Below are 11,811 nucleotides of genomic sequence, written 5' to 3'. Positions count from 1 at the left end.
CGTTTGCACGGGCGCCTGACGGAGCCGCGCATTCCGCGCGCCGACTGAGGAGTTTGACCTCACCAAATCCCTCAGGATCGGCCCCGCGTCAACGAACCGGATGAGCGAACTGCATATGGGCGTAGAAGGGCGCGACAAGGTCAAGGTTTTGGAGGCGGGCGCGCTCGCCTTGTCGGGCCAGCTCGGCAAAACGGTGCAGAGGCTCCGCAAAGCCTATAATCTGTCGCTGTCCGAGCTTTCCGAACAGTCGGGCGTCGCAAAATCCATCATCAGTCAGATCGAACGCAACGAGACCAATCCCACCCTCGCCACCATCTGGCGGCTGTCGCAGGCGCTCGATGTGTCGATCGAGCGCGTTCTGCAGGCAGCGGACGACGAACCCTTCCTTGAGAAATCCTCGCGCGGGGATACGCCGATCCTCGTCTCCGACGATGGCAAGTGCCGCCTGTCCATCATTGGCTGGATCAAGACCGTTGAATGGCTGCAATGGTATGAGTTTTCGGCCGATCCCGGCGGCGTGCTCGAGTCGGAGGCGCATCAGCGCGGATCCGTTGAAAGCCTTTCGATCAGCGAGGGCGAACTCGAAGTGGAGGTTTCCGGCGCGATCGAGCGTGCGAAGGCGGGCGAAACACTCCGATATCGCTGCGATCGCCCGCATATCATCCGTAACGTTTCCGCCAGGCCCGCGAACGCCATGATGGTCTGCATTTTGAAGGCTGCGGCGATGGAATGAGGCTTTGCCTCTTCCTCATCCGCAGCGTTCATTGCGCGCGGGACAAAGACCCTGGACGATTCAAAGTTGCGGCGGACTGACATTTGACACCGGCCAAACACGGAGAGCTGCCCGGCGAAAGCCGCGACCAGACCGCGGTTCAGCTCTCGATCATCGCCGCTCTGCTGTTTCTGCCGCTCGGACTTCATCTGCCTTATTTTCCGGTTTGGCTTTCCGCGCGCGGCCTCAGCGATGCGGAGATCGCGGCGGCGCTGGCGACGCCGATGGTTTTGCGCGTCATCGCAACACCTCTCATCGCTGCTTTTGCGGACAGGCGCGGCATCGGCGTCGCGCTCGCCGCCTGCGCCGTCAGTCTGTTCGCGGGCTATTGCGGGCTCCGCTTCGCCACGGGCTTTGGGCCAATTTTCATCGGCGCGCTGATCGTCGCGGTGGCGATGGGTTCGCTGCCGGCCCTCGCCGACGCCCTGACTCTCACGGAGATCCGGCGCGCCGAGGTATCCGCGCGGGCGCCCATCGCCTACGGCCATATTCGGGTCTGGACCTCGATCGGCGTCCTCGCCATGATGCTTTCGTCGGGCCGGATCGTCGAGGCCTTTCCAGGCGATCGCATCATCGTCGCGCTTGCCGGGCTTTCGTTGTTTTCGGTCGGCGTCGCCGTGTTCGCCGCTCTCAGGATGAACCCGACGCATGTTTATGCGCCGGGCGAGGGCGGACGCCTGACGGCTGACGGCGCGCGTCTGCGCCTCGCCATCGTCGGCATCGCGGCGGCGGCCCTGATCCAGTCGAGCCATGCGGAGGTCTATTCATTCGCGACCATCCATTGGCGTGAATCCGGGCTCTCGCCGGATCTCATCAGCGCCGCCTGGGCCATGGGCGTCGCGTCCGAAAGCATTCTCTTCGTCATTGCCGCGCGCTACTTCAAGAGCGACCGCAGCGCCATCACTTTTCTTCTCATTGGCGCGGGCGGAGCGGTGTTGCGCTGGACCGCCATGAGCTTCGATCCGGGGCCTGGCCTCGTCATCGCCCTGCAGGCGATGCATGGGCTGAGCTTTGGCGCGACGACCTGCGGCAGCGTGCTGCTGCTCGGGAGCCTTGCATCCTCATCACACCGCGCGCGGATGCAGGGTTGGCTCGCCGCGGCCTCCTCGCTCAGTCTTGCCGCCGCGACCTTCGCCTGCGGGCGGCTGACGGGCCTTTTCGGCGAGAGAGCCTATCTCGCCATGGCTGCCCTCGCCGGCGCCGGCGGCGTCGCCGCTCTCCTCGCCGGATGGCTGAAGCAACGGTTGCCGGAGTGAGCGCTATTCGGCCGCCGAACGGTCGGCGATGCTCTGATGCCGGGCAAACAGGTCATAGTCCGTGTCGGACCTATCTTTTTTGTGTTTCTGATGATCCCGCGCGATCAGCGTATAGACCGCGGGCGTCACGAACAGGGTAAAGAGCGTGCCGATGCTCATGCCGGAGGCGATGACGACGCCGATTGCGAAACGGCTGCGCGCGCCTGCGCCCTCGGCGACGATGAGCGGAATCATGCCGACCACCATCGCCGCCGTGGTCATGAGAATCGGACGCAGCCGCACGGCGGCGGCGTGTTCGATCGCCTCCCTGCGGCTCATGCCTTCTTCCTGCTGCATCCGGTTGGCGAATTCGACCATCAGGATGCCATGCTTGGAGATGAGGCCGATGAGCGTGACGAGGCCGATCTGCGAATAGATATTCATGCTTGCGGCGCCGACGACGCCGAGGATGTTCAGGGGCAGCAGCGCGCCGAACATCGACGTCGGCAGGGCGATCAGGATAATCAGCGGATCGCGGAAGCTTTCGAACTGGGCCGCCAGAACGAGGAAAATGACGACGATCGCAAAGACGAAAGTCCACAGCAGTGTGTTGCCTTCCTGGACATATTGCCGGCTCTCGCCCTGATAGTCGACGGTGAAGCCGGCGGGCAGAAACTCTTTTGCCTTCTCCTGCAGGAAGGCGATGGCCTCGCCCATCGTATGGCCCGGGAAAGGCACCCCCTGGAGCGTCGCCGAGTTCAGCTGCTGAAACGTCGGCAGGCCATTTGGCTGCACGCTGATTGAGACGCTTGCAACGGTCGCGAGCGAGACGAGGTCGCCGCCGGTGGTGCGGACCTGATAGCGGGTCAGCCATTCCGGAGTCAGCCTGAAATCGCGCGGCGCCTGCGCGATGACATGATAGCTGCGCCCATTCATGCTGAACTGATTGACGTAATTGCCGCCGAGCAGCGTCGCCAGCGAGGAGCCGATTTCCTGCATGTTGAGGCCGAGCCGATTGGCCTTGTCGGCGTCGATCTTGAACTCGATTTGCGGCAGATCGAATTTGAGATCGCTGTCGGTGAAAATGAACAGTCCGCTTTCGCGCGCCGCGGCCTCGATTTTGGCCATGACTTCGGCGATTTGCTTATAGTCGCCAATGCTGCGCACGACGAACTGGATCGGCGGGCCGCCTGTCGATCCCGGCAGCGCGGGCGGCGAGAACGCGATCACCTGCGCGCCCGTGACCGCTGAAAGCTTGGGCTGCAGGGCGGTGAGAATTTCTTTCTGGCTGCGCTTGCGCTGCTCCCAGGGCTTGAGGATCAGACCGCCAAGACCCTGATGCACGCCAGCCGAGCCATTGATGAGAAAAAGGTGATCTTTCTCCGGGATTTGGTCGGCGGCGGTCTGAACCTGCGCGGTCGCTTTCTCCATATAGTCGAGATTGGCGTATTGCGGCGATTTGACCAGGATGAAGATCACGCCCTGATCCTCCTCGGGCGCGAGTTCCTTTGGCGTCGTTACGAACAAGAGGCCGGTCAGCACGAGCACGCCAAACAGAATTAAAATCGTCAGTGCGCGGAAATTCAGCGTCTTGTGCAGGCGGCTTTGATAGGCGGCGCGCAGCCAGTTGAAAAATCGGTCGAGCATGGCCGAAAAACCATGCGGCTTCTGCTCAGGCGCCTTGAGCAGAAGAGAGCACATCATCGGAGACAGCGTCAGCGCGATGACGCCTGATACGACGACGGAGCCAGCCAGCGTGAAAGCGAACTCGCGAAACAACGCGCCGGTCAGTCCGGAGACGAAGCCGATCGGCGCGTAGACGCAGGCGAGCGTGATCGTCATGGAAATGACGGGGCCGGTGATTTCGCGCGCGCCCTGTAGCGCCGCTTGTTTTGGCGTCATTCCGTCTTCGATGTGACGATAGATGTTTTCGACAACGACGATGGCGTCATCGACGACGAGGCCGATGGCGAGCACCAGGGCGAGCAGCGTCAAAAGGTTGATCGAATAGCCGAGCGCCAGAAGAATGATCATCACGCCGACGAGGGAAAGCGGGATGGTGACGATCGGAATGACCGTCGCGCGGAGGCTCCCAAGGAATAGGAAAATCACCACGATGACGACGACCGCGGCTTCCGCCAGCGTCTTTTCGACTTCAAAGATCGAGGCCCGGATGAATTCCGTCGCGTCATATGCGATCGCCGCGTCGAGCCCGACGGGAAGCTGCGATTTGAGCTCGGGAAACGCCTGCCGCACGGCGTTGATGACTTGGAGAGGGTTGGCGCTGGGGGTTGGATAAATGCCGACGAAGACCGCTTTCAGGCCGTCAAACGCCGAGGAGGAATCGACGGACTCGGGTCCAAGTTCGATATCGGCGATCGCTCCCAGCCTCGTCAGGGCGTCGCCGCGCGCCGACACGACCAACTGGCCAAAGGCCTTGGCGGAATTCAGCGAAGTTTGCGCATTGATGCTGGTCTGAACGAAATCACCTTTGATCTGCCCCGCCGCGGCTGTAAAATTATTGGCCGCCAGCGCCAGTTTGACGTCGTTTGGCGTGACGCCGCGCGCCGCCATCTTGTTCGGATCGAGCCAGACGCGCATGGCGAAGGTCTGGCCGCCGAGAATTTGCGCGTTGGCGACGCCGTCGATCGTCTGCAGCTTCGGCTGTACGACGCGCGTCAGATAATCCGTGATCTGCGAAGGCGTCATGACTTTCGAATTGAAAGACATATAGAGGAGGGCCGTTGAATCCCCGGTCTGCTTCACGACGACAGGATCCAGCGCCTCGCGCGGCAGCAGATATTTGACCTGATTGACTTTCGACAGAACGTCGGCGACCGCCCGGTCCGCATTGGCGTTCAGCAGAAGATTGAGGGTGATCGTCGACGTGTTCTGTTGCGAGTCGGACACCAGAGTATCGATGCCTTCGGCGCTGGCGACGGCCTGGGCGATCGGGGTCGTGATGAAACCTTTGATGACGTCGGCGTTGGCGCCGGGATAAGAGGTGGTGATGGTGATCGTCGTCGAGGACAGTTCCGGATATTGCCGGACCTGAAGCTTGAGGCCGGCCTGCAGGCCGACCAGCAAAATCAGCAGGCTGACGACGCTGGCGAGCACCGGCCGACGAACGAAAATATCGGTGAATGACATTCTCTATTCCTTCGGCCGGACGGCCTGCGGCGTCAGTTTCGCATCTGGATCAATGCGAACGCTGGCATCCGGCGTCAGCTTCACCTGGCCCTCACTAACGATCTTCTCGCCCGGCTTGACCCCCTCAAGAATGGCGACCCGATCGCCACGCGCTTCCCCAACGCGCACGAACCGGCGCTCCAGCTTCAAAGGGACGTCGCCGCTGGCCGTCGCTGCCTGCGCGCCGCCGCTGGCCGTTGCCGCCTGCGCGCCGCCGCTCGGCGTTTCGGCGGGCACGACAGCGAAAATGCTATCGCCGTAGAGCGAATAGCTGATCGCGGTGCGCGGCAGCGTGACGACCTTTTCGGGTTCGCCGGCGTTGACGCTCACATTTGCGAACATCCCCGGCAAAAGCTGTTTGTCTTTGTTGTCGAACTGGCCGCGCACCAGAACATTGCGGCTTTCTGGCGAAATGCGCGCGTCGATCGTCGCGACCTGCCCATGAAAGGTCTTGCCGGGAAAAGCGTCGACCGTGACGTCGATCGACTGTCCCGGCTTCAAAACGTCGAGCCATTTCTCCGGCACGGGAAAATCGACATAGATCGGATCCAGTTGCTGCAGGGTGATCATGCTGGTCCCTGGCGAAACATACTGCCCGAGATCGATTTTACGGATGCCGAGCCGGCCCGAAAACGGCGCGACCAGCTTCTTCTGGGCAATGACGGCGCGTATGCGCTCGACCGATGCGGCGGCGGTGTCGCGCGCCGCCTGCGCTGAATCGAAATTCGCTTTGGCGGTATTGCCTGTCGCGCTCAACTGACGCTGCCGCTCCAGAGTGAGATCGGCGTTTTTGAGGACGGCGAGATAATTCTTGAGATCCGCCTGCTCGACGAAATTGTCGATCTCGAACAAAGGCGTGCCTTTTTCGACATCCTGCGCTGACCGCACATTGACCGCGACCACGGCGCCGCCGACCTGGGGAGCGACGTCAATGCCCTGCACGGCGCGAAAGCTGCCGATCGCCGGGAGGATCGGCGTCCAGGTCTCAGCCTTCGCCTCGGCGACCGCCACGGTCAGGGGAGGGCGCCCCATCTGCGCGATGAATTGTTTGATCATCTGCGGCTTGACGATGAACTGGAAATAGCCGAGCCCAGCGCAAAGTCCGGCCAAGATCAAAAAGACTGATATAAAAGTGATGCTGCGCTTCAAGGTCAACCAGACTGGCTTGGGGTGAAACAATACGCTAAGCAACGAAAGTTTAACTGGTTCATGGCCGCCGGCGCAGAACGCCGCTTGCAAAGAGCGTTCCCGCAATCAAAGCGCAGAGTTTCAATGGTCGCAAATTGTTTTTCTAACAGGATGTAGAGCGAATAGGATCGCTGACAATATTAAGCATTCGTCATAATTCGTTTGTCGGACCTCTAAACTCACGTCTAGACGAAGCGGCGGCCTCAATCGAGGACGCCATATTTTTTGAACCAGGCGGTCGCGCGCCGCCATGCGTCTTCGGCTGCCTCCTGGCGATAGCTCTCCCGATAATCGGCAAAAAAGCCATGTGGCGCGCCGGGATAGATCCTGAATTCCGCCGTCTTGCCGGCGTCTTTCAATCTGCTTTCCATCTGCCGCACCTGCTCTGGCGATATGCCCTGATCTTCCGCGCCATATAATCCGAGCACCGGCGCTTTGACGTCTCCGGCCAGATCGAAAGCATTCTTCGGCATGAAGGCGTTGGGCGGATCCATCAGGCTCCCATAAAAGGAAACCCCCGCCTTCAACGCCGGATTATGTGTGGAATAGAGCCAGACGGTGCGCCCGCCCCGGCAAAAGCCGATGATGCCGAGACGGCTCCCATCGCCGCCCTGCGCCTTCGCCCAGGCGACGGTCGCGTCGAGGTCGGAGAATAATTCCTGATCGGGCTTGCTGTTCACGAGCGGCATCAATTGCGCGAAATTCGTAATCTGCGTCAGATCGCCCTTGCGGAAATAGTAATCGGGCGCAACCGCGAAGGCGCCTAATTTGCCGAGCCGGCGCACGACGTCCTTGATGAACTCATGCAGGCCGAAAACCTCCATCGCAACGAGAATGATCGGCGGGTTGGCGACGCCTTCCGGCCTTGCGAAGTAGAGCGGCATCTCGCCATCGCTCGCCTTCACGGCCGCAGCGCCCGCGATGAGGCCGTCCGCGGTGGTTTTGATCGCATCGGCGCGCACAGGGCCGGTCGCCAAGGTATAGCCCGCCGCGGCGGCTGTCGAAGTCGCCATGAAAGCGCGGCGGGAAACAGGTAAGGGGAGCGTCAGGCCTGCGATGTCGGACATTTTGGCGTCAGCGGGCATGGGAGTCCTCTCTGTTCTCGCCAGCCCTTTACATGAAATGCGCGCCGCCCGCTCGTTTATCTTTGGTAAGGATTCGTCCGAACCCCTCATGCCGTCCAGCCGCGATCGTTGCAAACACAGCGAATCGCTAAAGCGGGTCAAAACAGATCCATAAGAATTAATTTAGGTCAATTCTTTGTGATTGTGCTAATTGTCGCACGGGCGGACTTTGCATCAGCGACGAAGCCCCGCGCGCGCAAAGCCTCGCCCCCAAGGAAGTTGGTTTCAACAACTTCGGCAGGAGGGAGGAACATATGAAAAAAAGCGCTTTGCTAATCAGCCTTGGAATGCTGGCGACGCAGCCCTTTGCAACCGCCGCGATGGCCGGGGATCAGTGGTCGAGCCAGTGCGACATTCCCGAAGCGGTCATCACCAAAATCCAAAGTCAGCTCAAGACCGTCGTGAATTTGCCCGATCACAATGGGGGAATTTTCGCGCCGAACCGCATGTGGTCGGCGATCGTCGATCGAAAAGGACAGTTCTGTTCGATCATCAGCATTGGCGACGCATGGCCAGGAAGCCGGGCCATCGCCATCGCCAAGGCGGAGACGGCGAACGATTTCAGCAATGATGGCCTCTCGCTCTCGACCGCCAATCTGTATGCGCCGACGCAGCCGGGCGGATCGCTCTACGGCCTCAACAACTCCAATCCTTTCAATCCTGATTATCTCGCGCAAAATTCGCTTTCGCCGAATTACCATATCGCCTCCAATAGCGACAATTGGGGCGGCGGCAATGGCCCCAAAGTGCCCGGCGGAATCATTACGTTCGGCGGAGGCGTCGCGCTCTACGTCGGCGGCAAGGTGATCGGCGGATTAGGCGTCAGCGGGGACAGTTCCTGCGCCGATCATGCCATCGCCTACCGCATGCGCAAGGCGGCAGGCTTCGATAAAATCCCATCCGGCGTCGGTCCGGGCGGAACGGACAACATCCTTTACGCGGCGGCCGGCACGACGCCGACGGGCTTCCAGCATCCCCATTGCTTCCCGCAGGACATCACGCCGTAATCCACGTGGCAAAAAAAGAAGCGCGCCTCCCCGGGGAGGCGCGCCCTTGCGCTCTGATTGCCCTGGCCCCGCGGGCGCGGCGTCCAGAACGTCGCGCCGCGAAAAAGACTAGCGTTTGACGCTATCGGCGACCTTGCGGCCCGCGTCCTTGACGTCGCCCACCGATTGACGCACCGATCCTTCCGCCTTGTCAGTCTTGCCCTCGGCGACGAGCCTGTCATTGCCAGTCACCTTTCCGGCGGCTTCCTTGACGGCGCCCTTGACCTTATCGGCTGCGCCTTTGATGTGCTCTTTATCGACCATAATGGGCTCCTTTCCTCGGTTTGGACCTGAACGTCGGACCCATCTCATGGTTCCTGAGGCCGCGTTGACGAATTGACCTCAAACTGGTCTACATCCGCGGCATTGCGCAGCTCTCAGTGACAGAACCGGTTTTTGAGGAATGAACTTAGCGACGCCGTTTGAAAATGCTTGGCGCTATCAGGAATTGATCAGGGCCGTCGTGCGCCGCGAATTGGCGGTCAGGTTTCGCGGTTCGATCCTTGGCTGGCTCTGGGCGGTATTTGGACCGCTGGTCATGCTCTCCGCCTATACGGTGATTTTTTCGAGCGCCGTTGGCGTGCCCCCGTCGGCCAAGGGAGCGGGCGTCGGCGGCTATGCCTTGTCGATCTTCACCGGCTTGATCATCTTCAACCTCTTCAGCGAACTCGCCTATCGCTCGCCCGGAATGCTGCACGAGCAGGCCGCGCTCATCAAGAAGTCGATCTTTCCGAGCGAGACGCTGGCCTGGACGGCGACCATCAGGGCGTCCGTCTATGCGCTCATCAGCCTTTGCGTCCTCCTGGTTTTCAAGATCGCCGTGACGCACGGGCTGCCGCTGACGGCCTTGCTCGCGCCCTTTGTCGCCGTGCCGTTCTTTCTGGCCTTACTCGGCGTCTCATGGTTCCTGATGGCGCTCGGATCGTTCACGCGCGACGTGGCGCATCTCATGATTTCGATCGTGCCGGTGTTCATGTTCGCGACCCCGATCTTCTATTCGATCGACGACGTTCCGCCGCATTTGCGCCTTTACGTGCATTTAAATCCCATAGGCAATTATGTCGAGATGATGCGCGATCTCCTTTTGTTCGGTCGATTGCCGGGCGCGCTGCTCTATTTCGGGACGGTTGCGGGGTCGCTTTTGGTATTCTACTTCGGCTATCGTTTCTTCATGCAATACAAGGCCGTGTTCGTCGATGTCATCTGATCCCGTCATCAGCTGCAGCAATGTCGGCAAGGCGTTCCAGCTCTATCTGCGCCGGAACGACCAGCTGAAACAGGCGCTTTTTGGACGCTGGAAGCAGTTTTACCATCAGCACTGGGTGTTGAAGGACGTCAGCTTCAAGGTTCAGCAAGGCGAAACCGTCGGCATTATCGGTCGCAATGGCGCGGGCAAAACGACGCTTTTGCAGATCATTTGCGGCATCACGCGGCCGACTCAGGGCGCTGTCAAGGTGGCCGGGCGGATCGCTCCGATCCTCGCGCTCGGCTCCGGCTTCGACCACGAACTGACTGGCCGCGAGAACGCTCTGATCGGCGGCGCCATCCTTGGCGTCAAGCGCTCGGTCATCGAAGCGCGGCTCGATCAGGTCGCCGCCTTCGCCGACATCGGCGAGTTTTTCTATCAGCCCCTGAAAATGTATTCGACCGGCATGGCCGCGCGTCTGGCTTTCGCGGTCTGCGCTCACGCCGACGCCGACATTCTGATCGTCGATGAAGCTCTTTCGGTCGGAGACGCCGACTTTCAGGCCAAATGCGACGCCTACATCCATAATTTCGCCAAGCGCGGAACGATTATCGTCGTCTCGCACGATCTTGAGATGCTGTCGATGCTCTGCGACCGCATCATCTGGATCGACGATGGCGCTGTCCGTGAATTGGGCGATTCGCGCGCGGTGATCGAGGGCTACCGGCACTCCACCGACGACAAGGCGACGGCGACGCTTTAGCTGTTCCGCCGGTTTCTTCAGGTCCTCAAGCAGGAACCGCTCAGATTGCCCCCGCTTTTCGCCGGTGGCGCGTCCTTCGGCCGCAGGCAACGCATGCGGGCGCAAATCGCGCGTTATGGTGCTGGTCCGGAAAGTCCGCGACTTTTCGGCGTCAGGCTCTAGCCGCTGGCGAAGGCCGGGGCCGCGACAGGTTCCTTGACCTTCGGGAAATCCGCATTCTGCCGCCAGATCAAAAACAAGGCCGTGATGAACTCGGCGACGATCGCGAGAGCGACGACAATGACGAGGCGCGGGTTCTGACGCACCAGTGATTCCGATCCGACGAGAATGGCGACGTGAATCAGCGGGATGATGAGAATCATTGATGTCGTCGCCGCGGAGCCGCGTCCGGTCGCCGCCGAAACGGTGAGCACAAGGCCGACGGCGAGCAGAGAGTGGCTCAGCGCCAGCAATGGGATTGCGCAGCGTTTGGTCGCCTCGCTCATCCATTCGGCGTAGCCGCGCGGATCCCAGGCGGCGATCGGTATGGAGGCGAAAAATTCGCCGAAGGGCAGTTCGAAAACGCCGCGCCAGTCGCGTTTCGGCAGGCCGCCGGCGCCCTGCATGTCGACTGGGATGGCGTATTGCTCGAAATTCGCGTTGCGTATTGATGAACCGCCATCGGGCAGCGTCTCGATCGAGCCATGATTGAGAACGATAACGACGCCCTGCTCGTTGCGGCGAAATTCCGCCTCATCGGCGTTGATGATCTGCTCTTCGTTCTTTTCCGTGGAGAACTGGTGGATGAACATGCCGCTGGCGACGTCGGAAGATCGCCAGCGCTGGAAATAGAGCGTCCGCGCGCCCTTGTCGAAAGTGTAGAAATGCGCCGGCTCGAGCATCCGGTGATTGAGCGAATTGCGGATCACATAAATGACGTCGTGCATCTGGCCGACGTAGGAGGGCGCGAAAAAGGATGACAGCCAGTAGCCTATGCCGACCGCCGCGCAAGCGACGACGATCGCTGGAGCGCAGAGCGACCATACTGAAAGGCGCAGCGAATATAAAACGGCGATCATGCCGTCCGACGACATGCGGCTGAATTCGAGGGCGACGGCGACTCCGACAGCCATCGGCAGAGCGAGATAGAGCACGGTCGGCAATGTCCCAAGCAGCGCCGGGACCAACAGGCCGCCGCGCACCGCCGCCGCCGGCAGCGTCTGGAACAGGGAGGTCATGACGAGAGGAACGCAAAGCGTCGTCTCGATCAGCAGCGCCGTCAGCGCAATCCGCTTGGCGAGATAAAGGGTAAGCAGCCGAGGCATCAGG

The 11,811-nt window shown here is 60.9% G+C and carries 10 protein-coding genes; 5 read left to right on the top strand and 5 right to left on the bottom strand.

Features of this window, described 5'->3' with window-relative positions; genetic code table 11:
• The first annotated feature begins 115 nt into the window (after positions 1-115).
• A complete protein-coding gene (locus SIN04_RS08025) occupies positions 116-733 on the top strand; it encodes a helix-turn-helix domain-containing protein (protein ID WP_134492362.1) in 618 nt (205 codons plus the stop codon).
• Between the two features lie 83 nt (positions 734-816).
• Complete coding sequence (locus tag SIN04_RS08020) at positions 817-2,028, top strand: MFS transporter (RefSeq protein WP_341264354.1); 1,212 nt, start codon at positions 817-819, stop codon at positions 2,026-2,028.
• 3 nt (positions 2,029-2,031) lie between these two features.
• Here the strand turns inward: SIN04_RS08020 and SIN04_RS08015 are convergent, their stop codons facing one another.
• From SIN04_RS08015 to SIN04_RS08005, 3 genes are all read right to left on the bottom strand, one after another.
• Positions 2,032-5,157 (bottom strand): efflux RND transporter permease subunit, encoded by a 3,126-nt coding sequence (locus SIN04_RS08015; protein ID WP_134488146.1) that lies wholly within the window; start codon positions 5,155-5,157, stop codon positions 2,032-2,034.
• 3 nt (positions 5,158-5,160) lie between these two features.
• Complete coding sequence (locus SIN04_RS08010; RefSeq protein WP_341264353.1) at positions 5,161-6,252, bottom strand: efflux RND transporter periplasmic adaptor subunit; 1,092 nt, start codon at positions 6,250-6,252, stop codon at positions 5,161-5,163.
• 335 nt (positions 6,253-6,587) lie between these two features.
• Positions 6,588-7,469 carry a dienelactone hydrolase family protein gene (locus tag SIN04_RS08005; protein WP_134488144.1) on the bottom strand — a complete coding sequence of 294 codons (882 nt, stop codon included), beginning with the start codon at positions 7,467-7,469 and terminating at the stop codon, positions 6,588-6,590.
• Positions 7,470-7,762: 293 nt separating this feature from the next.
• Between SIN04_RS08005 and SIN04_RS08000 the strand changes: the two genes are divergently transcribed.
• On the top strand, positions 7,763-8,515 hold the full coding sequence (locus SIN04_RS08000) for a GlcG/HbpS family heme-binding protein (protein ID WP_134488142.1): 753 nt from the start codon (positions 7,763-7,765) through the stop codon (positions 8,513-8,515).
• Between the two features lie 108 nt (positions 8,516-8,623).
• On the opposite strand, the gene SIN04_RS07995 is transcribed toward SIN04_RS08000, so the two are convergent.
• Positions 8,624-8,818 carry a CsbD family protein gene (locus SIN04_RS07995; RefSeq protein ID WP_134488140.1) on the bottom strand — a complete coding sequence of 65 codons (195 nt, stop codon included), beginning with the start codon at positions 8,816-8,818 and terminating at the stop codon, positions 8,624-8,626.
• Positions 8,819-8,957: 139 nt separating this feature from the next.
• On the opposite strand from SIN04_RS07995, the gene SIN04_RS07990 reads away from it, so the two are divergent.
• On the top strand, positions 8,958-9,761 hold the full coding sequence (locus tag SIN04_RS07990; RefSeq protein WP_134488138.1) for an ABC transporter permease: 804 nt from the start codon (positions 8,958-8,960) through the stop codon (positions 9,759-9,761).
• A complete protein-coding gene (locus SIN04_RS07985) occupies positions 9,751-10,503 on the top strand; it encodes an ABC transporter ATP-binding protein (protein WP_134488136.1) in 753 nt (250 codons plus the stop codon). Before SIN04_RS07990 ends, SIN04_RS07985 begins: the two co-directional genes overlap by 11 nt.
• Before the next feature lie 158 nt (positions 10,504-10,661).
• On the opposite strand, the gene SIN04_RS07980 is transcribed toward SIN04_RS07985, so the two are convergent.
• Entirely contained in the window at positions 10,662-11,807 is a 1,146-nt protein-coding gene (locus SIN04_RS07980) for an LptF/LptG family permease (protein WP_134488134.1), read from the bottom strand.
• Positions 11,808-11,811: the final 4 nt, after the last annotated feature.

Source organism: Methylocella tundrae (assembly GCF_038024855.1).
In the GTDB taxonomy this organism is placed as follows: domain Bacteria; phylum Pseudomonadota; class Alphaproteobacteria; order Rhizobiales; family Beijerinckiaceae; genus Methylocapsa; species Methylocapsa tundrae.
The sequence above is the reverse complement of the archived record's forward strand: the minus strand, read 5'-3'. Positions and strand labels throughout refer to the sequence as shown.

What these genes read in the sequence shown, in the direction of transcription:
- SIN04_RS08025 (WP_134492362.1), top strand. Translation starts at nt 116, where the DNA reads ATGGGCGTAGAAGGGCGCGACAAGGTCAAGGTTTTGGAGGCGGGCGCG.
- SIN04_RS08000 (WP_134488142.1), top strand. Translation starts at nt 7,763, where the DNA reads ATGAAAAAAAGCGCTTTGCTAATCAGCCTTGGAATGCTGGCGACGCAG.
- SIN04_RS08005 (WP_134488144.1), bottom strand. Translation starts at nt 7,469, where the DNA reads ATGCCCGCTGACGCCAAAATGTCCGACATCGCAGGCCTGACGCTCCCC.
- SIN04_RS07995 (WP_134488140.1), bottom strand. Translation starts at nt 8,818, where the DNA reads ATGGTCGATAAAGAGCACATCAAAGGCGCAGCCGATAAGGTCAAGGGC.
- SIN04_RS08010 (WP_341264353.1), bottom strand. Translation starts at nt 6,252, where the DNA reads ATGATCAAACAATTCATCGCGCAGATGGGGCGCCCTCCCCTGACCGTG.
- SIN04_RS08015 (WP_134488146.1), bottom strand. Translation starts at nt 5,157, where the DNA reads ATGTCATTCACCGATATTTTCGTTCGTCGGCCGGTGCTCGCCAGCGTC.
- SIN04_RS07985 (WP_134488136.1), top strand. Translation starts at nt 9,751, where the DNA reads ATGTCATCTGATCCCGTCATCAGCTGCAGCAATGTCGGCAAGGCGTTC.
- SIN04_RS07990 (WP_134488138.1), top strand. Translation starts at nt 8,958, where the DNA reads ATGAACTTAGCGACGCCGTTTGAAAATGCTTGGCGCTATCAGGAATTG.
- SIN04_RS07980 (WP_134488134.1), bottom strand. Translation starts at nt 11,807, where the DNA reads ATGCCTCGGCTGCTTACCCTTTATCTCGCCAAGCGGATTGCGCTGACG.